Genomic DNA, 26,974 nt, shown 5'->3' with positions numbered 1-26,974 from the left:
TTAATTGGCTACTCATGACATCCTGCCTCCCAGTAAGTTTCTTTTATCGCTGTAGCCTCAGCCATGAAAGGACTTATTCAAAACCCTAGAAGAGGGGTGCCGATACTTAGGGCATGGCAGAAAGATGGCCCTATCGGTAAGCATTTATACCTAGTAGTTATGCTAGGGCTGTTGTATGGGCTAGCGAATTGGTTGCTTAGATTATGCTTTTTTCAAATCAATCACTCATCAGTGTTCTAGGACATCTACTGAAGGCATACAGGCATTTAATAGTTTACTCAAAGAGCATGAGCTTCGTTAGAATTGGCAACTAATTAGTCCTAATTATTCTTAATTGCTACAAAGTTACCACTTATAAGAGATGTCGCAGCGCTAAAAGCTGACATGATCAGAAATATGAGATGTTAAGCTCAATCATGATCAATGTAAAGATGTATATGTATTTCAGTGCAATATCAAGGCATAGATTGGATTATCTAATCTTGGAAATAATTGGATTTAGACATTTTTGCACGATGATATTGGCAATAGACTGGATAGTGTTTATTATTGGGAAGCTCAATCCTTAAGCTATGAAGCTTTTACAGGTTTTCGGCATCTTCTTGATTGGTTGCTTGGCAGGTTCGCAAACAGTTTTATGTTTTCCGGAATCAGTACAGGCACCGCTTGCGTCTACAAATTCTCCTGCTACAACTAACTTAGGGTTTGGTTTTTAGGACCAGAATGTGAATCTTGCTAATTTGGATAGTCATGGTGTTATATGAAACGCTAATTGTGACTAATGCTAAAAGCATGCTCAAAAGTTGAGCTTTTTAGTTTGATTATTCGAAATCTTGAGCAGGCTTGCTATTCGGAAGGGAGACGTGCTGTTTGTAAAACTGCATCTCAGTTCAAATATCCAACTCTATTTTTCAGCAAGTCTTAATGAAACTTGTCTTCATTACACTTGTGAGTGATATTATGCCTGTTTCTAGTTAGCAATTAGAAAATCTAGCCATTTAAGCATATATTTGATTAGACAGGTTGAATAATTTGCTCATTAACCTGATTTTAATTTTATTTTTAATAGTCAATGCGCTTTTTGTTGACCTGTGATGATCATAAATCCTATAATTAGGGTTAGAAGTGCATTGCAAGCCATCGTGATCAGATTCGTCTGACTAAAAAAATCTGAGAACATAGTAGGTATGCTTGTTCTTATCTATTCTATGCCTCAGTCAAGGGTTGCATGCCATTCAATAGAACAATCTACGTAGGCTAAAAGGATTTGAATGATTTCTGTTATTCCTTGGAACTTTATTGGTAGGCTTGCTAGATTATCATTAGATAAACTATACATAAGCTAACTCCACAATAAGCAGGTCTTTAGATCTCGCAATCAAGAGAATAGGATAGCGAGTAAATAGTATTTAATGATTGAATGAGTATTGCTGGTGGAGTTTTGACGAGTTTATTTTAAGAAAACTGATCAGGATCGATCTAACACTGAAGTTCTGATCATCCAGCATTTTCTTCAAAACAACAAGCTGTAGCCCCGGATGTGAGGTTGAAGGATTAAGAAAAAAGAACAAGGCAATAGCATGAACAGCCTTTCGACTGGAACAAAGATACTAACCCTATAGGGCAAGAATGTACTCGCCAAATCTCGTTTTTTGAACACATACTCACTGATAATCTTGATTAATTAAGAATGTATCTTTATACTTACAGGGTTGCTAGTTTACTGATAATTGCACAGATTCAATGTCCTATGAGCAACTGAAAGCATTTGTGGCCAAAGTCAAGCAAGAAAAAACTCTACAAGATAAAGTTAAAGAAGAAAAGGCTGACCTTGTAGGTATTGCTAAGGATGCTGGCTTTACGATTACAACTGACGATCTGCGAATAGCATATACTGAGTGGGTGAGGGATTCACTGTCAAACTGAAATAAAAAAGATCAATACTCTTAGGATTATTCAAAATGCATTGACTTTCGACTCAATCTTCAATTCACCTATTATCTAATTATACGCATCTGAAATAATCTTAGGCTATAATTTTGAATAGCCTAAGAGTTATGCTGCCTAACAGGCAGACTGAAGAGTAATTTAGGCAATATATGCATTATGCAATTGTTTTAACGATTATACTTATACTACTCTAGCTACCGATAATAGTTATGCCTGAAATATGGAAGTGTAGTTTGCGAAGGTAGAATAGACAAATGGTCCATAAGCGATGTAATTGTAAATTAGTGATCTTTACCATTTATGAAGGCCAGATGATAGAATATATGTCTTCACCTGAGTGTTTATAGCCTTATTAGATTATAAACAGATTAAGTAGACCTATGCCTAAGCCAGAAGAACCCAACTCAGACATTGACCACTCGTCAGATGAAATGATAAAGGAGTTGTCAAAAGAAGATCGAAATGATGCTACAAGAGAATGGACTTTGTCTGAATGCCAAGAAAGATGGAAATCACTGAAAGATGCACAACGCTCTGGTTCAGGATTATCTATGAAGGAGTGGGAGAAAAGAAATGGTGAAGGAATTTGGTAAAATCAGACCTAGTTTATAGTGAACATTTAAATCTAAGTGCCAAGACCTACTTGGCAGACACATGGCTTCTTAATGATCAACAGTAGATGTTAAATTCTGTTATTATCACGTACTAATTGCTGTAGAAAGACTAACAGATGTGTGTAATGATTGTATATAGCTATTATAATCTGACATATTATATATATGCAGCAATTTGACGTGTAATTTAAGGCGTTATCAATTTATAATTGCGAATATAGGTTTTTGATTCTGTTTCTATTAACACCGAGATCTCCAAGACCTAGTCTCGAAGCAGACCTAACCTGAATGATTCCTTTGCCTTGTAATTTTAGGATTTCAAGATCATCTGGGAACCTAAAGATTAGGCTCCTCACAACACCATGCCAATAACTCTCTGTCCTTTCTACTACTTTTATCCTTGGTAAGGATTCAGCAATGTATATAAGCTTATCATATGACTTCTTTACATTATCAAACTTCCATTCGACAAGCACGCAGTTGGTAGGGATCAGACAACTTGACAGAGTACCATCCTTTGTTAAGACCATTAGTTGTTTTAGTTAGATGTGCTTTGATCAGTATTAAGGGATTGATTTATTCCTATAGAGATCTGCTCGTAGATCACCACTTTTAAATGTAGCATATCGATTGAGTAGTATCTAATGCGGATGGCAAGGTTTTAATCGAAAAGAGCGTTCCGGGATTTCATGATGTTAAAAGATGAATAATATGCATACTAATAGCAATTCAAGCTTTACTCAGTATTCTATACAAGTTGAATATATACTTCTCTAGTCTTGTGAAAATCAGAGGTGATTAAATATTGATTAATCATCAGACTTATGGCTATCATTTTTCCCATGCCACTAAGAGACATGAAGGGATTGTCTAAATGTTTGATACTTGCACAAATATCTTCAGGGATGTAGGCTAATTGCCTTTTCGACCAACTTAAAGTGCGTATTTGTACATGTTTATCTTTTTAAATTCACAATGCTAAATAATTACGACAGCAGGATCTCTTTGCAGATTAACCCTCATAGTCTATCTTTAGTCTTCACATATAATATACTGGAAACCAGTGTACCTAAAGCTATAACTGAAGCTGCTAACAGATATTGAAGATATACAGGAGGGAGATCAAAAAAGATGGGCAGTGGTAGCATAATGTCTAGCCTTTACAACAATCATAGCCTTATTTATCAGGGGTCATAAATATTTGGCATAGCATGATAAGCAACTCCACGATAATGAAGACAGGTGGTTTTTGGATTGCATGAAGATCTAATAGGAGTGAATTTTATTGATCTGATATCTTTTTCCACTCTTGATAACTATATTCTATTGCTTGTTCTATAACGAAGCTTTTCTTTGGCAATATTATATGCTTATCCTGATTTTATAGAAATAAAAAAGATCATAAATATACTTAATCTACTATAGACTGAGCATCTTATTGTTCAGACTATCAATAACTCACTTTAAGTTAGAAAGGATTATGCGAAAAACAGCTAAGGCAATCAAACCTTACTCTCTTGTCTATCGACTATCATAGCTATTGATGGCTATGAAATACTCACTTATTCAAATATATTCTCTGAATTAATAGCCCAAAACAATAAGGACAGTCTAGTCTTCGTAAACTTTGCCGAATCACTATTAATTTTAAGTTTTGCAGTAATTACAATAGATTTCTATAGATTTTGCTATAAAGTTCTTGACTTGTTGGCCAGCTCAATACCTATTAGAGACTTGAGAAACGTGTTGCTAAGATTATAAATAGAAGTAAATAACATATTTGCCCAATAATGATTATCTGACTAATATTGGCTTGCTAGTATAATTTAATACAGTAAAAATCTGGTTGTATTTGGAGATAATACATCATCTTTGTATCCAGAATCCTTCTTGATTTCTTTTATTTTTGGAAAACCCATCGTAGTTTCGTTAGTACGGATACTTTCTTATCACTATCAATCCAATCTCTCACCAGGAATCAATCAATCTAAAATCATCGCATATGCTTCCAACTAATTGACCCTAGCGATAATCTCAATATTGATATTTTCCTTTAGATAGTCCATGATTGCATTCCATTCCTTCTCTGTATATTCCATTGGATTGCCATCTCTCAATAGTCCAATATTTCCATTGACTATAATATCCTTTAGGCAATGATCGTTCATCTGTTTGTTCAGTTCGTGCAGAGCAGCTTGAATCGTAGGAGTATTTGGCATCATGTTTCCCTTAAATTGTAACGGTTTGCATTTCTTTGATCTTTGTTTTTAGCTTTTCATTCTCATCTCGTAGCGCTGTACATACTTTCATTAGGTCCGTCCTTTTCATTGATGTGGTTATTTTCCACTCCTTGTTGCCTTTAACTAACTCATCAATGGCCTTATCACTGATCTCTTTCTCTGTAACCTTTTCACCTCTCTTCATTTTACCCACTGCATCTTTTCGAGTTCCAGGATCAGCTTTCCCAATTGCTGCCAGCGTTCTCATGCTTGTGCCAACCAGTTCTTGGTCGGTCACGTCGGTATTCTTTAGCCATGACTCCCATGCCGAGGTTAGGTCTCTGATCTGGCCTGCAGTCATTGGGATGACGCCAGACTCTCTAAATCTTGTCCATTCCTGTTGCTTTTTTAGGACGCATTTAAGGCGATGGAGCTCAGCCGCAGTGCTTCGAACTAGCTCTGCGGCAATCCTTGAATTGATATTGACAGCATGAACCGTATCTCTCATGATGCCTACCTGAACATCATTCAATCCTTCCGTAAGGGCCTCGGGAAGGACGATTGACTCGGATCCGGAACTGTGCCTGTCTGGCGAGATGACTTTGAAGTCGATCGCTGAATCAGTCATTGATGCACTCCAGTCTGCGGACCCTAGCGCATTTGAACGACTCGTTCAAATAGAGTATTTATGAACTACTGCGCCGAAGCGTCCTGCATGTGCCGCCATGTTTAATTTGCCGGAGGCGACGTCTGCGACTGCCTATATTTGCTTTCCTTGATCTGGCTTATTAAAGCCATCCTTTAGGGTTGCCAGTCCATCTTTGTAACGTCGCTTTTCACTGACCAGCCACTATAGTTTGCCATCTTGGAATAAACTGAACTTAGGAAAGTTCGACTCTTTTTTCTATTGGCTTTAGACCGCCACATATATTCGTTTTGACATCAAGGAAGTTCTTGTAATATTTATTTAAAGCCCTATTCAAGGCTTAGCTGTGGCTACAAATTACCTAGTAAGCCCTTAACCCTGAAGTTAGTTGTCGAAAACGAGTGCTATTCCTGCTTAGACTTTTCAGTTGCAGCCCTTGCTTTTCTTAGGATGTTCAGTTCAGTACTATTCTCCTTAATAAAATATGGCTACTGATTATTAGACTATTTCACATCCTCCGTATGCTGCCTGCCCTGTCTGTGTACAAATATTTTGTGTCCGATCATTATCATCCCAAGAAACTAGGCTTTTTGGGATGACTTCAGGCGAATGCATGTAGTCAAATATAGATTATGCATATGTCCCGCAATCAATCCTATTCATAATTCAATATTTGCCTTCTTACTAAAAAAAGTATAGGCAGTAGCATGTTTATTTATGGCAGAAACCAAGGCCTTTATAGTAATTCTTAGGCTTGAATTTTATATCTATATGAGTTAGGTTGCTGAGATCCTTTAATTAGGCCATCTATAATAAAACTATAAGAGAAATGCTTGCCATGAGTTAAGAGTATAATACGTAATCCTCTTGTTGAGATTAGTCTTCCCTCTGATGTTGTTGACAATTTGCTAGTAATGTTAATATTGGTTGGCAATTGTTCTAATACTGATCTACATGATTCCTGAAGAGGTTTTATCCTTTTTTATTCCTTGGTGACTGAGTCGAGCCTGAATAAATTCTAGACGATATTGCAATTTGAATATCAATACTTCATATGCTGACAACTCTAGCATTCAAACTTTTCATAAGCTCACCATCCAATTAATATTTATCATTTTACTAAGCTAGTAAGTCATGAACTAGTATGATACTACTTGAACAATCAGGTTATATGTTAAACATATTGCCAGAAACTTGCGCATTAAGATAAGGCATGGTCGTAGTTCTCTGGTTCGTTGCTTAGCTTTGCTTTGATTGGCTGCACGTTGCTTCCTTGGAGGCCCAGCCCATTCAGACGAATGCTAGGTAAATATACCTATACGTTACCTTCGCGAGAGGCGGGCTGGTGGGTCCCGTCCTTCCAGCATGGCCATGGATATCGATTCAATTTCTTCCAGGTTGCTAATTCCTTGCCTGAATGTACTTTCTTGAAAATCGGATAAAGCTTCCGGTGCTCTTCTTGGTTTGTTCCTGTTGTGGATAAGCTTTGCTGCAATACCGTTTAGGTTTCAACCCAGTCCGCTCAATTTGCCGCAGAACCGCCTCTATTTGAGATCGCACTTTTTCTAGCCGCCTCTTATCATTGATAAAAGCCTATATGCTATCTATCATATCTTGATGAGCTATGACCTTTAAATAACCACTAGCAGTAGTTCATTTAACCTGTCAGATTATTCGCCTTATTCCTTCTGCTGGTTGTATTGTTGCCGGCCTCTGGTTTGGTTTCATTTATTGGGCCTTGTGTATTTAGCTTGAGGCAACAAGCTGATTTTTAACCTGGTACGCCTGAGGATAAGTTGAGCTGGATAAGCAAGCTAAAGATTGATATCTCTTCTTTGCCTTCGAAAATAGTCGTCTATCTTCTTGATGATTCTTTCTAGCTGCAATACCTGAATCTTTTATTCGGGCCTATTCTGCTTTAATGTGATTGCATTATTTTGCCTGATTGTGTTGACTAGAGCCTCGATAGGGGTGTGCTCCTAGTTATAGTTCTTTGCGCATTTATCACGGTCATCTTTTTATTCTAACAACTAGATATGACCGCATTATCTGCCTGGTCCAATGATTTAGATGTGGTTAGAGAATAAATTCCCATGAGAAGCTTTAAATATACTATCTTCAAGTCCTTTAGGTTTTCGTTTAATCGTCAAGTCTAGGATGGATCGTCTGATTTGATTTGAACTGGCTATCGAGCCAGTCCTCTGGATTTCAATGGTCTATTCATACAGTATTGACAAAATAGTTGCTTTAACCATTCATTTGTATAGGGTTCGATAGCAGCTGGGGCAGGAATTCAATAATCTTTAGCGCAATCCCGTTTGGTTCCTCTACGCCCACTTCCACATGCAGGTCTGCTTCGGCATAGAGCGGTAAGCGTTCGGCAAATAAACAGTCGAAGGCTGCTTCTGGATCTTCTGTTTGTAGTAATGGTCTATTGCCGCTATCGGCATGCAAACGCTTGAGCAGTTCTTGTCGGCCAGGGTTTAGCCAGATTACGATGCCCTGATGCAACACCCCCCAGTTTTCTGGCTTGCTCACCATCCCTCCGCCAGTGGCAACAACAAGTGAATGGCGTTGGCCAATGGCATTGAGTACTTGAGACTCCATTGCTCGAAATCCTTCTTCTCCTTCTTCGCTAAAGATCTTGGCGATTGGTTGGCCAGCAAGTTGTTCGATCACGGCATCAGTATCCACAAACCCATAGCTGAGTTGTTCGGCTAGAGGCCTGCCTGTGCTGCTCTTGCCACTAGCCATCATTCCCACCAAATAGAGGTTGCGACCACCAAGCCTTTGCTTGAGAGGATGAGGGGATGGGGTATCGCTATTTTTATTGGTCATTGGGTCAGCAGGGGCATTAGATCTTTAGGATGACTTCTGGTCAGATTGATCAATGACTGACGTCCCTGTTTCGGTACGCCATGGACAGGGTCGCAGATGTGTGATCACTCGTCGAGCATGTTTCAGCTCTAGTCATCGTTACTGGTTGCCAGAATTGTCTGGGGATGAGAATGCTGCTCGCTTTGGTTTTTGTGCCTTGCCTTCTGGGCATGGTCACAACTATGAGTTGATCGTCGCCATGGCTGGCGGGCTTAATGTCGATGGCATGGTGTTGAACCTCTCTGAGGTGAAGCACGCCATCCGGTCTGAGGTGACCGATCAACTTGATTTCCGCTTCCTTAATGATGCTTGGCCAGAGTTTGATCTTTCTCGGCCAGAAGGCTGCCTGCCGACGACTGAGGCTCTGCTAAGGATCATCTGGACTCGTTTAATTTCTCATCTGCCTATCGTGGCCATTCGGCTTTACGAACAAGAAAACCTCTGGGCTGATTATCACGGAGATGCCATGGATGCCTATCTCACAATCCGTACCCATTTTGCGGCTGCCCATCGATTGGCTAGAGCTGAACTAAGCCAAGAGGAGAACGAACTTATTTATGGCAAATGTGCGCGGCCTCATGGGCATGGCCATAACTATTTTGTTGATATCACCGTGCGCGGAGAAATTGACTCCCGTACAGGCATGGTCTGTGATCTAGGGGCTTTGCAAAGCCTCGTGAATGACCTTGTGGTGGAACCGTTTGATCACACCTTCTTAAACAAAGACATCCCCCATTTCGCTAACTGTGTACCAACGGCAGAGAATATTGCCTTGCACATTTCTGATTGTTTGGCGGCTCCGATTCGAGCGATTGGAGTCCATCTCCATAAGGTGCGGTTGCAGGAAAGCCCTAATAATGCAGCTGAGGTCTATGCGGAAACACCACGATTGGAAGCCATGCCTGAGGTTTTTCAAGCCATGGCAGCCAACTAACCAACCATTTGCAAAAGCAGTCTTGGCTTCGTCTTGTTCTGGCTATCAGTCTTGATGGCCGCCTGGCTCCTGCGATCGGCGGGCCGGCCCAATTGGGAGGAGTTGGGGATCGTCGGGCTTTAGAAGAGGCTTTGGCTTGGGCTGATGGGGCCTTGCTCGGGGCGGGAACATTGCGTGCCCATCGCAGCACCTGTCTGATTCATGATCAGGACTTGCTGAACCAGCGCAAGTTTGCCGGGCATAGTGCGCAACCCAAGGCAGTGGTTGTTAGTCGTCAGCAGTGGTATTCAGCAGATGCGCCGTTCTTTCAGCAGCCGATTGAGCGTTGGCTGTTGAGCCCCCATTTGCAGTCAGCAGAGGGATCGAAAGATCCTGTGCTTGCTGTTGGTTACGAGCGTCAGGTGTTGTTTGAGCAAGATTGGCCTCAAACGCTGCATCGATTAGTTGAGCTTGGATTGTCTCGACTGGTTTTGTTGGGTGGAGCTCAGCTGGCCGCATCGCTATTGAAGGCTGATGTTGTCGATGAGTTGCAACTCACCCTCACACCAAAATTGCTTGGTGGCATGCATGCATGGGTTCCCTTTCAGGGCGGTGGTTTGCCAGAGGACCTTGGCGACGCTGAGGCTTGGCATTTGCAAACCGTTGAGCCCTTGAGTGGCAATGAACTACTGCTGCGTTACGAGCGCAAGCGCACTGAAGACTCGAGAGCAGACAGGTCTGTTTAATTCAGTGGGCCAGGCTCGCGGTGGTCTCTCTTTATCTCAAGGGGCATAGCTATGGGGAGTTTGTTTTCGATCAGGCCTTTGCTCGTTTGGCAGGTGATCTTGGCTTGGGCTTATTAACCAAAACTTCTTGGCATGAGTCCTGTGAGCCCTGTACAGGGCTATCGCTTTTCTGTGTCGCAATCAGATTCTCAGCGGCAATGTTCTAGATGTTGATCCGCCTTGGCGCCTGCTGGTGGGAGCAGGCTATTTAAGTCACTGACAGAGAGTTGAATGAGCCGCAGCCGAGAAATTCTTTTGCCCTTTGTAGAATTAGTAATTGTATGAGAATTTCTCAAACTGACCTCATTGTTTAATTAAATGTGGCAAGCTTAGCTGGAAGGATTAGATGAATGATGCCGTGAGCCAGTTCATTCTCGGTTCAGATTTATTCAAGGGTCAGTTTAGGATTGCTTGTGATGAAACATAGGTTAGACACTTCTTATATCAACCCTTGCCTGTATCTTTTGGTACTGCCATAGGGCGTATCTCTTTAGCTATTTGGCAGGCTCTAGGTTGTTTCTCTGCCTCAATGGGTGATGTCACACCCGAACTTCTCGCTCCTCCTCTTGTTACTCCAGTGGCTGTAATCCTCCCTATAGGATGTCTTTAGCGTGGATGTCAGTGCAACAGCAGCAGTCATGTTGCTCAGTCTTATGAACAAAAACTTTTGATGCACAGAGTTGATCATTAATGGTTAAGAACGCCGAAGCCACATGCTTCATCTGGCTTCGGCTGCTGGTTATGGTCGTTTGAGTCTGTGCTCAAAGCGCGCTTCAAATCGCCAACCTCTCAGCCCGCTGGCACCGCTCCATTCACGAGATCCCATTGCATCACTGGGAAAGCCTGGTTGGTGAGCAGGCGATTCCTTTCTTTCGCTGGCGGTGGCTTGCCGCTCTTGAAGACTCAAGCAGCATTTCCGCCAAACATGGTTGGCAGCCCCTCCACTTAGCGCTGTGGCGAGGCGATACGCCAGTCGCGCTAGCCCCTCTATATCTCAAGGGGCATAGTTATGGCGAATTTGTTTTTGATCAGGCCTTTGCTCGCCTGGCAGGTGAGCTTGGTTTGGGGTATTACCCAAAACTGCTGGGGATGAGTCCTGTGAGCCCTGTGCAGGGCTATCGCTTCTATGTGGCGCCAGGGGAGGACGAGACAGAGTTGACAGTTTTGATGTTGGAGACCATCGATGTTTTTGCGCGTCGCAACCAAATTCTCAGCTGTAACTTTCTGTATGTTGATCCGCATTGGCGGCTTTTGGCGGAAGCTGCTGGCTGTGCCACTTGGTTGAACCAGCAGAGCCTTTGGTCAGCAGATGGGCAGTCTGATTTCTCGGACTATCTCAACAGCTTCAATGCCAATCAGCGGCGCAATATCAAGCGTGAACGTAAGGCTGTCAAGCAGGCGGGGCTCACGGTATCGGCATTGACAGGCGCAGAACTTGATGTGCACCTCTTACAGCGTATGCATGGTTTTTATGAGCAGCATTGCGCCCGTTGGGGGCCTTGGGGAAGCAAGTATCTCTCGGAGACTTTTTTTGAGGCCTTGGCAGATTCGTCGATCAGAGATCAAGTGGTGTTGTTTAGTGCCCATCGTGAGAGCCCTAGAGAGCCCGTAGCGATGTCTCTTTGTATACAGGATGGACGAATGTTGTGGGGGCGTTATTGGGGTAGCAAGGAGGAGATCGATTGCCTTCATTTCGAGGTTTGTTATTACGCGCCGATTGCCTGGGCGTTGGAACATGGTTTAGAGAATTTTGATCCTGGTGCAGGCGGTCAACACAAGCGCCGCAGGGGCTTTGTGGCGAAGCCCCATGCCAGCTTGCATCGTTGGTATGAACCTCGTATGGATGCTTTGATCCGTGGCTGGCTGCGTAAGGTGAACCCTCTCATGCTTGAGGAGATTGAGTCGGTTAATTCTGATTTGCCGTTTCGGGTTGAGCATCCCCCTCAGTTAATTGTGGAATAACTTTCACTCATGCTTCATTCATCTAGCCGAGCCCTCATGGCGATTGCTTGAGCTCAATTTTGTGAATCAATTATCGTTAGCTGTTTCTAAGCTAGAATACTTTGATCGCCTACGATGGTCTTTTGTTCGATGATACGTTCGTTGTTGTTGTTGCAACTGATTCTGAGTTCTCTGCCTGTGGACGCTCAGCCTGAACTTGGAGTCGAAGAGAATAAAGACAACTCAACTGAGATCACAAGAGACACTGAGATGATTAATCTAGGTAGAGATATTGGTTGGATAGATGCAACTTGTTCCTGGTTTGGATGGGGTCATCTTAGTCTTGAGAATACCAAGACAAGTATTTCGGTGATTACAGAAGAAATCGAAAAAGAGCATGGGCCTGATATGTATGCATGGGTTATTGAGCGAACTGCAAAGAAATATCCACAATGTAAACTTGGGCTTCCAAGTCTGTGATTATTGGCTGGTCTTTATGTTTGGGTAAAATATAGCTAGTACTACCTTTTGGGAGGAGTGATGATGCTTTTACTTCTGCATTGTTCAAGATCATGATCTTGAGTTTGCAGGCAACGTTAAGACGTTGATGAATTTGCCTCTGCTTAGGAGGCATTGAGTCATGATCCTATGCGGTGATCTTTTGACTGATCTTGGAAGGCTTGCATTTAGATTTGCATATGAGAAGGGCAATGGTGAAGAGGAGCGCAGATTGATTGTTACCTTTGGCTTTATGAGGATTGTCAGTAGCTGATCCCTTGCTTCTAGCTTGTAGCCCAAGGCTCTGATTTGTAGGCTTAAGAAATCGTCCAGAGAACCATTCCCCCCCCAGCGATGTCTGATGCCATCAGTGCCATAGATGATCAGCTTTCGCAGCGCTTTATTGCGCTTGATCCAAGTGGCTATTTCTTGATTCGGGTGGATGCTTCAGCTTCAGAACTGGTCGTGGAGCATTACCTGAACGATGTTGATGAGCATGGCCGAGCCATCGATCCTGTTAGTGGTGAGGTCCTTGCTTGTCGGGGAGGCACACTATCCCCAGCGACTGTCTACAGGGGAAGAACTGCCAAGCAACTAGGGATTCAGCTCACAGAAGGGAAGGGTCCACATCCCTTGAGCAGACTTGACCATGCTCTTTATCTGGGCAGGGAACTGCAACGCGCTGAGAGCTGTCTTCTCAGCGGTACGCCTTATGTTCAAGATTGAGCTTTGAGGTTCAATTCAGACAGGTTGCAACGTTTTTTGGGGGCTGGGCTCCTCTGGTGGAATTGATTCAAGCTGTTCTCGAATCTCTCGCTGCACAATGGATCGGTATTCCATGAAATGTTCGTTGTGGGCCAGTACAACTAAGAACTGTTCAAGCATGGCTGGATTTTTTCGTGCCATGCCCAGCATGTAGCGCCAGAAACGGCTGCGGGTGTTGCGTTTGATGCCTTGTCTCCAGACGACAATGGCTAGAGCGCGAATATCGATCCAGCTGGGTAATGTTGCTGTCCCTTGCCAACGAGGAGCTCCCATTTTTAGGTAGTAGGAGTAGACGCGATCCATATAGGCGTTGGGCTCATAAAGAGCACAGAATGCATCGACGTATTCGTTGGCGATGTCTCTGATGGGTCTGGTGGGCTGGAAATTCAGAAGATTGGTTTGATTGACTCCTTTGGCAGCATCCTTGTCCTCAATCAGGCGACCCTCTTGCTCTAGGCGATGCCATAGGGCTGTGTTTGGCAAGGCCTGGAGCATTCCCATCATTGCGGCGGGGATGCCAGTGCGAGTTACGAAATCAACAATCCGAGCTCCTGCTCCATCTTTTTCACCATCAAATCCGATGATGAAGCCTGCCATTACTCGGATCCCATTTGTGGTGATTTTGTTGACAGCTTCATCGAGAGGATGACGTGTGTTTTGAATTTTTCCAGCTGTTTCTAGACTGGCCTCATCAGGTGTTTCAATTCCCAAGAAAACACTCTCGAAGCGTGCTTCGTGCATCATTCGCATCATCTCATCGTCATCGGCGAGATCTACAGAAGCTTCAGTAGCGAAACTAAAGGGATAGCCTTTCTCTTCCTGCCATTGTCGAATGGCTGGTAGTAACAACTTGGCATTGCGTTTATTGCCGATGAAGTTGTCATCCACAAGAAAGATCGAGCGGCGCCAGCCCAAGTCGTAAATCGACTGAAGCTCGGAAATTAATTGCTCGGGTGTTTTCGTACGTGGTTTGCGCCCATACAGCACGATGATGTCGCAGAACTCGCAATTGAATGGACAACCCCTAGAAAACTGAACGGACATGGAGTCGTAGGCATCCAGCTCTAGAAGGTCAAAGCGAGGGATGGGAGTTGAGGTCACATCAGGCTTGTTTCCTTCCGCACTGAAGCGGCCGCTGGTGTCACCGCGTTGAATGGCCTCCACAAACATTGGCAGGGTGATCTCTCCTTCATCCAGCACCTTGAAATCTGCTAGACCGATTTCGGGAGCTTCTGGCGTAGAGCTGGCGAATGGACCTCCAACCGCAACCGCAAGACCACGTCGTTTGGCCTCAGCGATTTGCCGCTGCATGTCGTCTTTTTGAACGATCATTCCAGAGATCACAACAAGCTCGGCCCATTGCCATTCGGCTTCGCTGAGTTCTCGGACGTTGCGATCAACGAGCTTCATCTCCCATTCTTGAGGCAGTAGGGCTGCCACGGTGACCAGTCCGAGAGGTGGAAGCAGCACCTTGCGGTTCACCAGCTCGAGGATCTTCTCGTAGCTCCAGAATGTCTTGGGGAACTTTGGGTAGATAAAGAGAGTGCGCATGCAGATCTATGCGACAGAGAAGAGTTGCAGAAGGTCGACTCGGGGCTGAAACCTCTCCGAGTGTTGGATAGGGAATTGCTGAAACCTTAGGCGCTTTGAGGAAGTGACGGCCCGATTTCTGATCTAATGGTGTTCACCTGATTTGTTGCACATGGGCGTCGTTTTTTATTTGGTGTTCGTCGTAGCTGGACTTGTGGCGGCATTCGCACTAACCAAGGTTCTTAAAGGCATCAAACTGATCTGACCTCCTCTAGTACGGTTCTGCCTTTTTGCCAGAACCCCCAGAGGGCTAGGCCAAGTCCGATTCCACCTGCGGTGGCGAAGGTCGTGGATAAGCCCGTTGAAATCACCATCTGAGCGGCAAGAATGCCACTGATCCCTCCTCCCCCAAGGAAGGCTATTTGACTTAGTCCTGCCATGCGCCCACGCAAGACCTGAGGAGACCCAACTTGGGTGATCATGTTGCAGCTGCTCAATAGGCCTGCAGTACCAGCTCCAATCAGCAGGGTCATTGTGAGGCTGAATGCTAGTGGTGTGTTTTCAGTTTGAGCCATTCCCAATTGGGCGATGGCAGTGATGAGAGCGAACCCACTCAGAGTCAAAAATGGGCGTCTACAGAATCGGTGGCTATTGCGTTGTAGTACCACCCCCCCAGCAATGCTCCCTGCTGCAAGCACGCTGGTGAACACTCCAAGATCTCTCGGATCTGAACCCAATACCTGGTCGGCGATTAGAGGGGCTAGACCAGGGTGGAAAAAACCTACCAAGCAGACTGTTGCGGTGAAGCCCAGCACATGTCGAAGCGAAGAGCCGCTGTTGTGCCATGCATAGAGCATTGTTGATTGCTTACCCGGAACACTGCGTTGTTCTTGGCTTCGGTTGGGATCTAGTAACCAGAGGAGGCTGGCGATCGGTAGTAAGTAACTAGCGGCATCGATGCTGAGGGCAGCCGCAGGCCCTGTGATCACAAGTAACCAGCCTCCTATGGGCGGCCCAACGAGTTTGCCTACGTTGAACACAACCGCAAAACTAGAGAGATAGGGGGCCAGTTGATTGGGCTCGTCTATCAACAGGGCGCAGTATTTATTGCGGGCAGTGAGTTCGTAAGCACTCGCTATCCCGACAAGCAACGTGCTGGTTAATAGCATTGTTACTAGCGCGGTTCCTGACATCAGAGGAATGGCCAGTGCTCCCAGTAACGCAGCTGCTAGAAGGCCCCACTGGGCTTGCACAAGAACCCGTTCACAGCCGAAGCGGTCTGTGCAGGTACCGGCTGCTCCACTGACCAGCAGGGTTGGCAGGGAAAGGGCGGCGAAGTGGGCGGCAAGCAACATTGGATTGTTGGTGCCGTCCATGAGGATCCAGCCTTTGGCAGTCATTCCAGCGAACGAGCCTGCTGTACTGATGCCAGAGGCTGTCAGAAAGATGTTGCGTTGATGGGCTCGCAAACAGGGGAATGGACTCACTTAGACGTCTGGGCTGTGACCGCCATGGAGTTGCTGTCTACCAGCTGTCCGGTGAGGTCATAGACATCAGAACCGGTAATGAATACAGGAACCATCGTTCCTGGACTGGCCTGCAGACCTTTCTCACTCGGCACTACCAACACCTCGCCATCCACCTCCGGAGCGAAACGATCGCAGCGGCCAATCATTGCTCCGGTTTCGGGGTTGTGCTGCTCGATCAGCACATCGATGGTGCGTCCAACCCATCGTTGGTTCCTTTCCGCTGAGATGGGTTGCTGAAGCGCCATCAATCGATCCTTGCGGGCTGCGGCGATTGAGGGGTCTACCTGGCCTGGCAGATCGGCTGCGGCGGTTCCATCTTCTGGAGAAAAGGTGAACACGCCAACGTGATCAAAACGCTGCCGTTCTATGAAGGCGGCTAGGTGATTGAAGTGATCTTCAGTTTCTCCGGGGAAGCCGACGATGAGCGTGGTACGCAGGACTGCGTCTGGTAGCTGCTCACGAATCCGATCTAATAGCCGTTCGTTCACATCCGTTTGCCAGGGTCGGTTCATAGCCCGTAGCACCTCTGGATGGCTGTGTTGCAGTGGAAGGTCGAGATAGGGAAGCACATTTGGCACCTCCCGATAGGCTGCCAGCACCTCCGGAGTGAGGCCAGTGGGGTAGGCGTAATGCACCCTCACCCAGGGGATGTCTACCTCCCCCAGTGCCTGAAGTAGCTCTGCAAATTTGGGCTTGCCATAGAGGTCAAGGCCGTAGTTGGTTGTGATTTGGCTGATCAGGATCAGTTCCTGCACCCCCTGCTCAGCTAGCTGGTGCGCCTCTGCCACAATCGACTCCACCGTTCGGCTGCGCTGGTCGCCACGCAGCTTTGGGATGATGCAGAAGGCACAGCGGTAATCACAGCCCTCCGCAACTTTCAGATAAGCCACAGCCTGATCAGTGGTGCGCTGCCGGGGGAGAGTCTCATCGCCAACAAATGTGGGGACTGCGCTGACGCGGTTCACCCGTTCACCCGCTTCGACTCGCTTCAGCACATCCACGATGTGCTGATAGTCACCGGTGCCGACGATTGCTTTTGCCTCTGGGATTGACTCGAGCAGTTCCTCCTGAAAATGTTGGGCAAGGCATCCGGCGATGATCAGTTCCTTGCCCTGTTCTGCTAGCCCAATCAACGTCCGAACTGATTCCTCCCGCGCGTCCTGGATGAAGCTGCAGGTGTTGACCACCACCACGGCAGCATCGTTTTCATCGCTGCTGACGCTATAGCCCGCTTCTGTAAGCAGTCCCAGCATGTGTTCGGTGTCAACGCGATTTTTCTCACAGCCCAAATGGGCAAAGGCCACCGATGGTTTTTCTTTTTTGTGGGCTGTGGGCTTCATTGGCATGCCGAATCGCAACTCAGGCTTGGTCATGGAAAAGGTTGATTTCTGGGCTGCCTAGGCAGTTCCCGCTAGGCGCCACCCTAAAGAGAGGCTGGCTTCTTCCAGGGCTGCCACAATTCTTAGATCTGTGTAGCCGAAATGGGTTCGTCTCGCCTCACCAGCCGTCGCCGTCAGGATCAGGGGTTGAAGTGGCCTCGGATTGCGATGGCGGTGCTTGCCACCGTTGGGTTGATCGATACAGGTTCAATCACTCTGCATCGCTGGGGATGGATTGGATCTCTCACTTGTCCTGGGGGGAATGAAGGTTGCGACAAAGTTCTCAATAGCGCCTGGGGAACGCTTTTTCAGGGAGATGGCGTATCGATTCCACTTTCATTGCTGGGCTTTTTGGCCTACCTCGCCATTTTGGTGATGGCTGTGGTGCCCTTGTTGCCAGGGCTTTCAGAGAACCGAGCAGACCTGTCCCGCCGCACGTGGTGGGGGTTGTTTGCCTTCTCTTGCGGCATGGCCGTGTTCAGCCTGATTTTGATCGGGTTGATGGTGTTCAAGATCGATGCGTTTTGTTTCTTCTGCGTTCTTTCTGCTGCCCTATCCATGGGCATGTTGGTCTTGTCGTTGATTGGAGGAGGTTGGGATGACCCTGGAAAGTTGGTTTTTCGGGGTGTTTTGCTTGCCTTGGCAGTGTTGCTCGGAGGTTTGATTTGGTCTTCGGTTGTTGATCCGAGCCGTCCTCAAGTTGGTGTAGGGGGGCCAGGGGTCCCTCCAGTTGTGAAGACGAGGAGTACGCCATCTGCGCTGGCTTTGGCTGAACATCTCACAGAAACTGATGCAGTGTTCTATAGCGCTTACTGGTGTCCTCATTGCCACGAGCAGAAGGAGATGTTTGGTCAAGAGGGCGCCGCTCAACTGCAGGTCGTTGAGTGTGCGTTAGATGGTCAGAACAGCCAACGAGATCTGTGTGAACGCAAAGGTATCGATGCCTTCCCTACCTGGGAAATCAATGGGGAGCTCGACTCAGGAGTGAAACCGCTCAATAAGCTGGCTGATCTGAGTGGCTATCAGGGCTCGAGGCAGTTTTGAAGCTGCCCTGTCAGGTCCTCACTGGCCGTGTGGAGAGGTCTTCTCCCCGTTTTTGGCGTGAGTGGCGTTTCCACTGAGGCATTGCTGCAGGTGCATCAGTTCTGAAATGTCCGCCGCGACTTTCGCGGCGGAACAAACAGGCTTCCAGCAGTAAGGAGCTGGTCAGCTGGCGATGGTTAAGGTCCAGTAGCAAGTTGAGGTCCCTTCTTGCGGTGTCATCGAGGCGATGGCAAATCTCTTTGGGCTGATGGCTTATCAGCTTGAGCAAAGGCTGTTCACCAATGTGCTGTAGATCCTTACGGATGCTCGCGAGGCTTTGTTGCATTCCCTTGGCTGAGCGATCTACACCCGCCTTTCGCCAGCAAAGCTCTCGAAGATCTGCGATGGCGCGAGTTAGAGACTCGGCACTTTCAGTTCCATTGAGCTGCTGACAGCAAGGCTCGGGCGAAGAACCTCTTTGATGAACACTCAGACGAGGCAAAGAGCCCAGTTCGATTGTCGCCATTTGTCTGGCAAATACCATGCATTCCATCAGTGAATTGCCAGCGAGTCGGTTGGCTCCATGCACTCCAGTGCAGGCGACTTCCCCAATCGCATAGAGCCCTGGAAGATTGGTTGCGGCTTGAAGGTTGGTGGCGATTCCGCCCATCCAGTAGTGAGCTGCTGGGGCTACTGGGATCGGATGGTTGAGTGGATCTAAACCTAATTCCCGACAGCGTTCCAGGATGGTGGGGAAACGGGCCTCGGCTTGCCCTGATGGGATGGGTGTGAGATCAAGGCCAAGATGCTGGACCCCTTGGTGATGCATGGTTTGGATGAGGGACCGGCTTACTTGGTCGCGGGGAGCAAGATCACCAGCGCTCAATTCCTTTACAGGACTTTGCCCCTGGGCATCAACCAGCACGGCACCTTCGCCTCTGACTGCTTCTGAAATCAGAAAGCATGGAGCTCCTTCCAGTTTCAGAGCTGTGGGATGAAACTGCACGAATTCAAGATCTTCGATCGTGGCGCCTGCTTGCCAGGCAAGGGCTAAGCCTTCTCCGCAGGCCTGAGCCGGATTGGTGGTGTTTGCGAACAGATGGCCACCGCCACCGGTTGCCAGGATTACGGCTCTGGCTGAAAGCCAATGGAGCATGGTTCCGTCGAGAACTTGTACCCCGTAGCAGCGATTGTGCTCAATCCAAAGCTGGGTGGCGCGTACCCCTCGCCGGTGCAAGAGGTTGGGGCGCCGTTCCACTTGCTCTTGCAGCGCTTCAACCAAGGCGCGGCCCGTTTGGTCCTGCACATGCAGCACCCTTCGATGGCTATGGGCTGCCTCCAGGGTGGTGGCTAGCGCATCACCATCGCGGTCAAAGGCCATCCCAAGCTTCTGGAGACGTTGAACGCAGTGAGGAGCTTCTTCTACAAGTTGTCTGACAGCATCAGCATCACAGAGTCCTGCGCCTGCTTTGAGAGTGTCTTCTGCATGACTCTCGGCGCTGTCTTTAGGTCTTGTTACTGCGGCGATGCCACCTTGCGCCCAGCGGCTAGACGAGTGGCGACTGGTGTTGCGGTTCAGCAATAGCACCTTCAGCTGAGCAGGTAACTCAAGGCATGTCATCAGCCCTGCAGCCCCTGCGCCGATCACCACGACATCCCAAGGACCGTCAGGTATGGGCGTGGATGGGTTAGAGAGCCTCATGAAACCTACAAAAAAGCCGCCGGGTGTACCGACGGCTTGCGGTTGAGCTGATTGTTTAGTGAGGAATCGTTTATCTGTACTGACCGTCGTTGATCCGATCGAAACCTTCATTCATGGCAATTTCTGGGTCAGTGACAGTGAAGTTGTCTTTGTACTTGTCGAAAACAGATTTTTGTGAGCCATCCAGGCCTGAGGAGGCATCACTCACGCTGGAATAAGGACCACCGACAACAATTTTTCCGGCGATGGTTGGGAACATGCCGGGGAACTGCCTAAAGGCTCTGACTGATGAGTTGTTTAAGTCCACCTTGTCGCCTCTATCTCCGAGTTTTTCGTCAGAGACATTGGCGTAGGCGGACTGGGGAAATATCAGGGCCATTAGCAGGCCTGTCATCACCAGAACCCCAGTAAGCAAGGACAACAGGCGCTTCATCAAATACTCCGCAGTGGATCGGAACAGGTCTTCCGGCTATGCCGGTCTGCCAACTTTACAAGTTTGGACAGGAACTTAACCTAGGACTGTGATCAGCTTTTGCAGTTCGTTTCAGATCAAGCCGCTCAGCCCTGGGTTAATTAGGGCTGCAATCAGGAAAAGTCCATCGATTATTACCGTTGTCACTAGTACTGCACTGGCGACAGCCCATGTGCTGCGAAATTCTGAAGCCATACGGGCCTTGTGTTGCATGCTTAGCGCCAGTAGCACGATTAGCGTTGCTGCACAGACCAGAGAGATAAGGGGCAGGGGATGAAGAAGCTGCTGAGCAGTTTCGTGAAGCAACCTTGGTGCTTGTTGTAGTGGAGCCATCACCACAACAGGCCATTGATGCATGACGCCGGTCATGACCATCATCAGATCAGTGCAAGCCGTTCCAAGCAGTGAGGCCAAATAGAAGCTGGAACTCAGTCGCCAGCGGCTCGAAAGCCCCACCAGGGCAATAGGAAGGACCAACGATTCAATGGGTAGGTGCCAAACGGGCTGTGTTCTTAGCCACCCCCAGTAGAGGCATCCCGCTAGCCAGCTGCCGCTGACTCCTACCAACAGTTCGCCAGCCTTGGCCCATCCCCGTTGGCCCATCAGGGCAAGGGGAATGCCAAGAGCTAGCAGTACCAACGTGAATAAGCAGGCTGATAATGGATTCAGGCGTACCCAGGGGGCCTGCAGAAAGACAGGCAGCACAACCAGGGCACCTGCCCAAAGTTGCAATTGCTGAAGGTCTGAAAGATTGGCGTCGTAATCCTTTTCAGATGTTTGCGATTCGACAGGATTCCTCAGGGGTTGGTTCAGTACCAATGTGCTGCTGTCGGGCTGTTTTTTGTTGATTAAGCCGCTGGACAAAGCACCCCCCCACTATGCAGTCAAGACAGTGAACCTTATAAGACTCTCAGGAATTACGCTGCTTTTGGCATTGGATCCATGGGGGAAATAGCCTCCATGGGTTCCCTGTTTCCCTCGATGATTCTGCTGGCTTCGACCTCTGAACTGCTGGCCGCTTGTTGGAGGAACTTGGTGCTGGGAGTGGTGCAAGGCCTTACGGAGTTTTTGCCGATTAGCAGCACAGCTCATTTGAAGGTCGTTCCCATGCTGGTTGGCTGGGGTGACCCGGGCGTCTCTGCGACAGCCGTGATCCAACTAGGCAGCATCTTGGCGGTGATCGCTTATTTCAAGAGTGATCTTGCTGAGGTCCTTAAGGGCTTCGCTTTAGCGTTTAAGCATGGTCAGTGGCGTGAACCGAAGGCCCGCCTCGGTCTTGCGATTGCTATAGGGACGATGCCGATTCTGTTGGCTGGTATGGCGATCAAGCTTTTCTGGCCTGGTTACGAGGCCTCTTCAATTCGCAGTCTCCCTTCAATCGCAGTGGTTTCGATTGTGATGGCCTTGCTGCTGGCATGGGCTGAGCGCATCGGCCCGCGGCTGAAGCAAATGCATCTAGTCAAGGGGCGTGATGGCTTTGTAGTGGGCTTAGCTCAGGCGCTGGCCTTGATTCCGGGTGTGTCGCGCTCGGGCAGCACTCTGACGGCCTCGCTATTTGATGGCTGGCAGCGTCAAGACGCTGCTCGCTTCTCTTTTCTACTTGGTATCCCGGCGATCACTCTGGCCGGTCTGGTTGAACTCAAAGATGCCTTTGCTGAGCTCTCCTTAGAAGGAGTTTTGCCGCTGCTTGTTGGAATTGTTTCTGCGGCGTTCGTGTCATGGTTGGCGATTGATTGGTTGCTCAAATACCTTCAAAGGCACAGCACTTGGATCTTCGTCGCGTATCGCTTGTTGTTTGGGGTGTTAGTGCTCGTCTGGTGGCTGAGCGGCACATCAAACTAAAACAAACCGCCCTCCTCATTTGTGTGGAATGAGCCCTCCGCTGGTGTTGCGGTGTCAGCATTGGATCCTGAATCTGCGGCGGGCCAACCCCGACCTGCAGTGGTTGCATCGGTTGAACAGGGATCGATCGGAGAGCAATTGGGCTTTGAGCCCGGCGATCAACTTTTAAGTGTTAATGGGGTGCGACCAAGGGATCTGATTGATTATCGCTACCTCATCGTTGAGGAGGAGCTTCATCTCGAAGTCAGGGATGCGAGCGGTGCATTCCATGAAGTGGATCTTGAGAAAGACCCTGATGATGGTTTGGGTTTGGCTTTTACAGAAGCCTTATTTGATGGGCTTCGCCAGTGCAACAACCACTGTCCTTTCTGCTTCATTGATCAGCAGCCAATTGGCCGACGCAAGAGCCTCTATCTCAAGGACGATGACTATCGCCTCAGTTTTCTCTATGGGTCTTATCTGACTCTTACCAATCTTAAAGAGGCAGATTGGCAAAGGATCGAGGCACAGCGCCTTTCACCTCTTTTTGTTTCTGTCCATGCAACTGAGCCATCCTTGAGGGCTCAGTTACTGAAAAATCCCCGGGCGGGACTTCTGCTTGAGCAGTTGGAGTGGTTCACTGAGCGCGATCTTCAGGTCCATGCCCAGGTGGTTGTTTGCCCTGGCTTGAATGATGGTTTGGCTTTAGATCGCACCCTGCGTGAGCTTGCTGATTTTGGAACGGGTGATTGGCCTGCTGTGCTTTCAGTGGCGGTGGTGCCGGTGGGATTGACCCGTTTCCGTCCAGAAGGAGATGAATTGTTGCCTGTTGGTTCTGCTTGTGCAAGGCGTGTGATTAGCCAGGTGGAGCTTCTTCAGGATCAGTTTCAGGCTGTTATGGGAACCCGCTTCGCGTGGCTTTCGGATGAGTGGTATCTGATTGCAGGTGCGTCTCTTCCACCTCGCAGGACCTACGAGGATCTCCCACAACAAGAAAATGGTGTTGGCAGTATCCGCTCCTTTTTGGAAGCTCTGGACCAGGCCACGGTCATTCTTCCCAAGCGGTTAGGGCAGCCCAGGCGCTGCAGTTGGGTGGTAGGTCGGTTGGTCGAACAGGCTATGGGTCCTGCTTGTGAACGACTCAATGCGGTTGAAGGCTTGGCAGTGGACCTACATGGGCTGCCGAGTCCTTATTGGGGGCAGGATCAGGTTGTAACCGGTTTGCTCACTGGTCATGACTTGCTTGATGGATTGAAGGCTCTTGATCTTGGCGATCAGTTACTCCTGCCTTCAGTGATGCTGCGTCAGGGTGAGCTTGTGTTTCTAGATGACATGACTCTGGAACAGCTAAGTGAGGCGCTGCAGATTTCGATACGTGTCGTGCATGGGGCGGCTGACATCGTGGCCGCTGCGATGGGAGATGGCCAGGAAATTCATTAAGCTCCCCGCAGTTTTCAAATTGCTGTGCGTCTGATTACCGCAAGACTGTTTCTCCTTGCAGGCGTATTGGCTCAAGGGTGCACTGGTGTTCGAGCTCAACAGTCGCTTGAGGTTCAACAGCATGGCAGCAGCACTGATCAACCATCAGCCTCGCTAGAAGCTGAGGCTGATGGTTCAGCCTTAATCGATCAGTCGACGCTTCCTAATGCCATAGAGCTCAAGGGATCTCGACCGAGGGTTGATCCTTCAGCAGTGAAGCCTGCAGCAACTAGTTTGTCTGAGCCCCTTTCATCGCTTGGGGCCACGCCAAGTCTTGCGCTGCCAAATACAACTTCAGAGGTAAGGATTAGGGAGCTTCGGCCCCTCAGCTTGGCTGAAGTAGAGCAATTAGCTGAAGTCAATAGTCCCACCCTTAAAGCTGCAGCGAGTCAGGTCGAGCAAGCAAAGTCAAACCTTTTAGCTGCTCTGTCAACCTGGTATCCAACTTTAAATCTTTCTTCTACTGTCAATTATAAAGACTCCGAGAGTCATGAAAACTCTGCTGAACATTACTCAAAGGAGGGTTATAGTTTTGGGCAAGCATGGAGTACAGGTTTTGGAGCCACGCTTGGCTGGAAACTCATTGACCCTGTAAGAGTCCCTCAAATTGCATCTGCTAGAGATAGTTTTGAAAAGCAGAGAGATACTTACCTGATTGCACTTCGCGACTTACGTTTAAATGCCGCAGACCTTTATTTTCAATTGCAGCGAGCTGATGAAGGTGTGGGCATTGGTCAAAATGCTGTTCGTGCCTCTCTAGTTAGTTTGCAGGATGCTCAGTCTCGCCTGCAGGCAGGGGTCGCGACCAAGCTTGAAGTGCTCGAGGCGGAAACTCAGCTTGCTCGAGATACTCAGTCTTTAACTAATTCCTTAGCTCGGCAAAATACGAGACGGCGACAGCTTGCTCGATTGTTAGATTTGCCCCAAGATATAACTCCTACAGCAGCTGACCCAGTTCAAATTATTGGTATCTGGCAGCCATCACTTGAGGAGAGTATTGTTGCAGCTTATGCCTTTCGTGAGGAACTTGATAGCTTAATTCTTGACATCTCTATTAATAATAGCAATGCCAATGCTGCTCTTGCCGCAGTGCAGCCAGTCATTACTTTTACTAACAGTTATGACGCCAGTAGATCACAGGGGCAATCATCTGGCGTTCCAGAAAATAATTCTGTCGATTGGGGGCTATATAATTGGTCCTCTGGTAATACAGTTGGGATGCGTTTTGCCTGGAATATTTTTGATGGAGGGAGCGCTTGGGCTAGATATCGCCAGAATAAGCAGAAGGCTCAGCAAAGTGAGTTTGAATTCGCCGCAAAGCGTGATCAGCTTCGCCTAGAAGTTGAGGAAAGTTTTTTTAATCTACGTGCATCTAACAAAGATATCAAGACAACGAGCGTCGGAGTTTTATCTGCACGAGAATCACTGCGATTGGCGCGTTTGAGATTCCAGGCAGGAGTGACGACACAAAGAGAGGTTGTGAACAATCAGCGTGATCTAAAAACGGCCCAGACGACCTACGCAGATGCAATGCTGAAATACAATCAAAGTATGATCCAACTTCGTCGCCGCACAGGTCTGGATCAGATTGTGGCTTGTGATTCCTTAGAGCTTTCCAATAAGAAGCCGAAAGTTGGTGATAGTGGTTTTGTTGATGCCGAAGTTCCTATCAAGCCTTCTCCGCTCAATCCAGCCTGTAAGGCTTCCATCCTGCAAGCTGAGTGATGAGTAGTGGGCCTTTGCCTGAATCTCTTGGCTCTTTGCAACTGAGCGCAGTACACCAACTCCTTGATCGAGTTGCAGATCGTCAACGTCAAGACTTTGGCAATATCGTTTCCGATTTCAAGCCTGACGGTTCATTGATTACTGCTTGTGATCGTTGGAGTGATGCAGCCATCGTCGCTGGTCTTGCTCAGATTGCTGAACAGGAGGGTGTGTTGAGTGAGGAAGGTTCCAAACTCGTTCCTGATTCGTCTGCTTATTGGGTTGTCGATCCTTTGGACGGCACTACGAATTTTGCAGCCGGTATCCCTTATTGGGCTATTTCCATGGCTCGCTTTGTGGGCGGCAGACCAGTGGAGGCTTTTCTGGATGTTCCTTCCCTTAAGCAGAGAATTGTGGCTATTCGAGGTGAGGGTGTTTGGCGTAATGGCAAACGGCTGACGACTGAAACGCGTTCGACTGGTAGTGCCTGTGTCTCACTTTGTAGTCGTTCCATTCGGGTTCTGCAGCGCAGACCTGATCAACCGTTCCCCGGTAAAATCAGACTCCTCGGTGTGGCCAGTCTTAATTTGGTGAGTGTGGCCATGGGCCAAACTGTTGCTGCTTTGGAAGCCACGCCGAAGATCTGGGACCTTGCTGCGGCTTGGTTAGTCCTCAATGAGCTCAATTGCCCCATTCAATGGTTGGCTGCAGATCCTGCGCAGCTGCATCCAGGGCAAGACTTGACTGCGGCTGACTTTCCTGTTTTAGCAACTGGTTCCCCTGCAGAAATGCAGCGTTTGCGCTCTTGGGGAGAGGCTTTGCTGCATGGCTGAGTCAGGTCAGGATTGAGAAACGATTGCGTAAGGGGTATGAAATGGGCTATGTTTTTGGACTGCGCAAAGGGCTGAGTCCTGTAGCGCAGGCCACGCGATGCTGATGGCGAAAGCTTGAGGTGTCAGTGGGTGCTTACAAGATCAGAGGAGCGATCCGCTGGTGTTGTAGGTTTTAGAAGCGATCGCAAGATCGCAGCGCCTGACACTCCTTACAAGGGAGTGGAGGAGCAGAACCTGGACAACTTAAGAGTTTAGGAACTGACGCTTTTGTTGCGTTTAGGCCCTATGAGAAGC

At 47.8% G+C, this 26,974-nt stretch carries 23 protein-coding genes and 1 pseudogene; 14 read left to right on the top strand and 10 right to left on the bottom strand.

Going from position 1 to position 26,974, the window contains the following annotated elements; all coding sequences use genetic code 11:
- Positions 1–1,743 precede the first annotated feature (1,743 nt).
- Both EV12_RS07365 and EV12_RS13695 read left to right on the top strand, forming a co-directional pair.
- Positions 1,744–1,926, top strand: a complete 183-nt coding sequence (locus EV12_RS07365; RefSeq protein ID WP_036914007.1) for a Nif11-like leader peptide family RiPP precursor — start codon at positions 1,744–1,746, stop codon at positions 1,924–1,926.
- Positions 1,927–2,330: 404 nt separating this feature from the next.
- A complete protein-coding gene (locus EV12_RS13695; protein WP_152562346.1) occupies positions 2,331–2,543 on the top strand; it encodes a hypothetical protein in 213 nt (70 codons plus the stop codon).
- A gap of 224 nt (positions 2,544–2,767) precedes the next feature.
- Here EV12_RS13695 and EV12_RS07360 read toward each other — a convergent pair whose 3' ends face one another.
- The 4 genes from EV12_RS07360 to EV12_RS07345 form a co-directional block, all read right to left on the bottom strand.
- Positions 2,768–3,094: a DUF1499 domain-containing protein gene (locus tag EV12_RS07360; protein ID WP_036914004.1), complete on the bottom strand. Its 327-nt coding sequence runs from the start codon at positions 3,092–3,094 to the stop codon at positions 2,768–2,770.
- 1,482 nt (positions 3,095–4,576) lie between these two features.
- Positions 4,577–4,783 (bottom strand): hypothetical protein, encoded by a 207-nt coding sequence (locus EV12_RS14455; RefSeq protein WP_152563004.1) that lies wholly within the window; start codon positions 4,781–4,783, stop codon positions 4,577–4,579.
- 10 nt (positions 4,784–4,793) lie between these two features.
- Positions 4,794–5,411: a hypothetical protein gene (locus EV12_RS07350; protein ID WP_036913998.1), complete on the bottom strand. Its 618-nt coding sequence runs from the start codon at positions 5,409–5,411 to the stop codon at positions 4,794–4,796.
- Positions 5,412–7,676: 2,265 nt separating this feature from the next.
- Positions 7,677–8,267 (bottom strand): shikimate kinase, encoded by a 591-nt coding sequence (locus tag EV12_RS07345; protein ID WP_036913996.1) that lies wholly within the window; start codon positions 8,265–8,267, stop codon positions 7,677–7,679.
- 52 nt (positions 8,268–8,319) lie between these two features.
- On the opposite strand from EV12_RS07345, the gene EV12_RS07340 reads away from it, so the two are divergent.
- The 6 genes and pseudogenes from EV12_RS07340 (at position 8,320) to EV12_RS07315 (ending at position 13,169) form a co-directional block, all read left to right on the top strand.
- Positions 8,320–9,240, top strand: a complete 921-nt coding sequence (locus EV12_RS07340) for a 6-pyruvoyl trahydropterin synthase family protein (protein ID WP_036913993.1) — start codon at positions 8,320–8,322, stop codon at positions 9,238–9,240.
- A gap of 8 nt (positions 9,241–9,248) precedes the next feature.
- The gene (locus EV12_RS07335) at positions 9,249–9,965 is read left to right on the top strand and encodes a RibD family protein (protein ID WP_036913990.1); all 717 of its coding nucleotides are present in this window, start codon (positions 9,249–9,251) and stop codon (positions 9,963–9,965) included.
- A gap of 14 nt (positions 9,966–9,979) precedes the next feature.
- A pseudogene (locus tag EV12_RS13690) lies at positions 9,980–10,151 on the top strand (peptidogalycan biosysnthesis protein); the annotation flags it as partial.
- A 678-nt stretch (positions 10,152–10,829) separates the two neighbouring features.
- Positions 10,830–11,966, top strand: a complete 1,137-nt coding sequence (locus EV12_RS07325) for a GNAT family N-acetyltransferase (protein ID WP_036913984.1) — start codon at positions 10,830–10,832, stop codon at positions 11,964–11,966.
- Positions 11,967–12,143: 177 nt separating this feature from the next.
- Complete coding sequence (locus tag EV12_RS07320; protein ID WP_241466531.1) at positions 12,144–12,425, top strand: penicillin amidase; 282 nt, start codon at positions 12,144–12,146, stop codon at positions 12,423–12,425.
- A 372-nt stretch (positions 12,426–12,797) separates the two neighbouring features.
- Complete coding sequence (locus EV12_RS07315) at positions 12,798–13,169, top strand: DUF4346 domain-containing protein (protein WP_036913977.1); 372 nt, start codon at positions 12,798–12,800, stop codon at positions 13,167–13,169.
- A gap of 15 nt (positions 13,170–13,184) precedes the next feature.
- Here EV12_RS07315 and EV12_RS07310 read toward each other — a convergent pair whose 3' ends face one another.
- Positions 13,185–14,759, bottom strand: a complete 1,575-nt coding sequence (locus tag EV12_RS07310; protein WP_036913974.1) for a B12-binding domain-containing radical SAM protein — start codon at positions 14,757–14,759, stop codon at positions 13,185–13,187.
- A gap of 151 nt (positions 14,760–14,910) precedes the next feature.
- Between EV12_RS07310 and petL the strand changes: the two genes are divergently transcribed.
- Positions 14,911–15,003 (top strand): cytochrome b6-f complex subunit PetL, encoded by a 93-nt coding sequence (petL, locus tag EV12_RS07305; protein ID WP_152562347.1) that lies wholly within the window; start codon positions 14,911–14,913, stop codon positions 15,001–15,003.
- Here petL and EV12_RS07300 read toward each other — a convergent pair.
- Both EV12_RS07300 and rimO read right to left on the bottom strand, forming a co-directional pair.
- A complete protein-coding gene (locus tag EV12_RS07300; RefSeq protein WP_036913968.1) occupies positions 14,990–16,225 on the bottom strand; it encodes an MFS transporter in 1,236 nt (411 codons plus the stop codon). The genes petL and EV12_RS07300 overlap by 14 nt on opposite strands.
- A complete protein-coding gene (gene rimO / locus EV12_RS07295) occupies positions 16,222–17,640 on the bottom strand; it encodes a 30S ribosomal protein S12 methylthiotransferase RimO (RefSeq protein WP_036913966.1) in 1,419 nt (472 codons plus the stop codon). Before rimO ends, EV12_RS07300 begins: the two co-directional genes overlap by 4 nt.
- A gap of 108 nt (positions 17,641–17,748) precedes the next feature.
- Here rimO and EV12_RS07290 point away from each other — a divergent pair, with 108 nt between their 5' ends.
- Positions 17,749–18,690 carry a vitamin K epoxide reductase family protein gene (locus tag EV12_RS07290; RefSeq protein WP_036913964.1) on the top strand — a complete coding sequence of 314 codons (942 nt, stop codon included), beginning with the start codon at positions 17,749–17,751 and terminating at the stop codon, positions 18,688–18,690.
- A gap of 10 nt (positions 18,691–18,700) precedes the next feature.
- Here the strand turns inward: EV12_RS07290 and nadB are convergent, their stop codons facing one another.
- From nadB to EV12_RS07275, 3 genes are all read right to left on the bottom strand, one after another.
- Positions 18,701–20,371, bottom strand: coding sequence for an L-aspartate oxidase (nadB, locus tag EV12_RS07285; RefSeq protein ID WP_036913961.1), 1,671 nt, complete (start codon positions 20,369–20,371; stop codon positions 18,701–18,703).
- A gap of 70 nt (positions 20,372–20,441) precedes the next feature.
- Positions 20,442–20,804: a photosystem II complex extrinsic protein PsbU gene (psbU, locus tag EV12_RS07280; protein WP_036913959.1), complete on the bottom strand. Its 363-nt coding sequence runs from the start codon at positions 20,802–20,804 to the stop codon at positions 20,442–20,444.
- Positions 20,805–20,915: 111 nt separating this feature from the next.
- Complete coding sequence (locus EV12_RS07275; RefSeq protein WP_036913956.1) at positions 20,916–21,707, bottom strand: DUF3120 domain-containing protein; 792 nt, start codon at positions 21,705–21,707, stop codon at positions 20,916–20,918.
- Between the two features lie 96 nt (positions 21,708–21,803).
- Here EV12_RS07275 and EV12_RS07270 point away from each other — a divergent pair, with 96 nt between their 5' ends.
- Genes EV12_RS07270 through EV12_RS07255 form a run of 4 tightly spaced genes read left to right on the top strand, consistent with a single transcriptional unit; the run spans position 21,804 to position 26,680 of the window.
- Positions 21,804–22,685, top strand: a complete 882-nt coding sequence (locus tag EV12_RS07270) for an undecaprenyl-diphosphate phosphatase (protein WP_152562348.1) — start codon at positions 21,804–21,806, stop codon at positions 22,683–22,685.
- A 21-nt stretch (positions 22,686–22,706) separates the two neighbouring features.
- Positions 22,707–24,104, top strand: a complete 1,398-nt coding sequence (locus EV12_RS07265) for a TIGR03279 family radical SAM protein (RefSeq protein ID WP_036913953.1) — start codon at positions 22,707–22,709, stop codon at positions 24,102–24,104.
- A gap of 24 nt (positions 24,105–24,128) precedes the next feature.
- Positions 24,129–25,868 carry a TolC family protein gene (locus EV12_RS07260; protein ID WP_036913951.1) on the top strand — a complete coding sequence of 580 codons (1,740 nt, stop codon included), beginning with the start codon at positions 24,129–24,131 and terminating at the stop codon, positions 25,866–25,868.
- Entirely contained in the window at positions 25,868–26,680 is an 813-nt protein-coding gene (locus tag EV12_RS07255; RefSeq protein WP_036913947.1) for an inositol monophosphatase family protein, read from the top strand. The genes EV12_RS07260 and EV12_RS07255 overlap by 1 nt, the downstream gene beginning before the upstream one ends.
- The last annotated feature ends 294 nt before the right edge of the window (positions 26,681–26,974 follow it).

The sequence above is a fragment of the Prochlorococcus sp. MIT 0701 genome (assembly GCF_000760295.1).
In the GTDB taxonomy this organism is placed as follows: domain Bacteria; phylum Cyanobacteriota; class Cyanobacteriia; order PCC-6307; family Cyanobiaceae; genus Prochlorococcus.
Note: the sequence above shows the minus strand (reverse complement) of the source record. Positions and strands in the feature narration are given on the sequence as shown.

Excerpts from the sequence above, each read along its gene's own strand:
- EV12_RS07365 (WP_036914007.1), top strand. The coding sequence starts at position 1,744 with ATGTCCTATGAGCAACTGAAAGCATTTGTGGCCAAAGTCAAGCAAGAA.
- EV12_RS13695 (WP_152562346.1), top strand. The coding sequence starts at position 2,331 with ATGCCTAAGCCAGAAGAACCCAACTCAGACATTGACCACTCGTCAGAT.
- EV12_RS07360 (WP_036914004.1), bottom strand. The coding sequence starts at position 3,094 with ATGGTCTTAACAAAGGATGGTACTCTGTCAAGTTGTCTGATCCCTACC.
- EV12_RS14455 (WP_152563004.1), bottom strand. The coding sequence starts at position 4,783 with ATGCCAAATACTCCTACGATTCAAGCTGCTCTGCACGAACTGAACAAA.
- EV12_RS07350 (WP_036913998.1), bottom strand. The coding sequence starts at position 5,411 with ATGACTGATTCAGCGATCGACTTCAAAGTCATCTCGCCAGACAGGCAC.
- EV12_RS07345 (WP_036913996.1), bottom strand. The coding sequence starts at position 8,267 with ATGACCAATAAAAATAGCGATACCCCATCCCCTCATCCTCTCAAGCAA.
- EV12_RS07340 (WP_036913993.1), top strand. The coding sequence starts at position 8,320 with ATGACTGACGTCCCTGTTTCGGTACGCCATGGACAGGGTCGCAGATGT.
- EV12_RS07315 (WP_036913977.1), top strand. The coding sequence starts at position 12,798 with ATGTCTGATGCCATCAGTGCCATAGATGATCAGCTTTCGCAGCGCTTT.
- EV12_RS07310 (WP_036913974.1), bottom strand. The coding sequence starts at position 14,759 with ATGCGCACTCTCTTTATCTACCCAAAGTTCCCCAAGACATTCTGGAGC.
- petL (WP_152562347.1), top strand. The coding sequence starts at position 14,911 with ATGGGCGTCGTTTTTTATTTGGTGTTCGTCGTAGCTGGACTTGTGGCG.
- rimO (WP_036913966.1), bottom strand. The coding sequence starts at position 17,640 with ATGACCAAGCCTGAGTTGCGATTCGGCATGCCAATGAAGCCCACAGCC.
- EV12_RS07290 (WP_036913964.1), top strand. The coding sequence starts at position 17,749 with ATGGGTTCGTCTCGCCTCACCAGCCGTCGCCGTCAGGATCAGGGGTTG.
- nadB (WP_036913961.1), bottom strand. The coding sequence starts at position 20,371 with ATGAGGCTCTCTAACCCATCCACGCCCATACCTGACGGTCCTTGGGAT.
- psbU (WP_036913959.1), bottom strand. The coding sequence starts at position 20,804 with ATGAAGCGCCTGTTGTCCTTGCTTACTGGGGTTCTGGTGATGACAGGC.
- EV12_RS07270 (WP_152562348.1), top strand. The coding sequence starts at position 21,804 with ATGGGTTCCCTGTTTCCCTCGATGATTCTGCTGGCTTCGACCTCTGAA.
- EV12_RS07255 (WP_036913947.1), top strand. The coding sequence starts at position 25,868 with ATGAGTAGTGGGCCTTTGCCTGAATCTCTTGGCTCTTTGCAACTGAGC.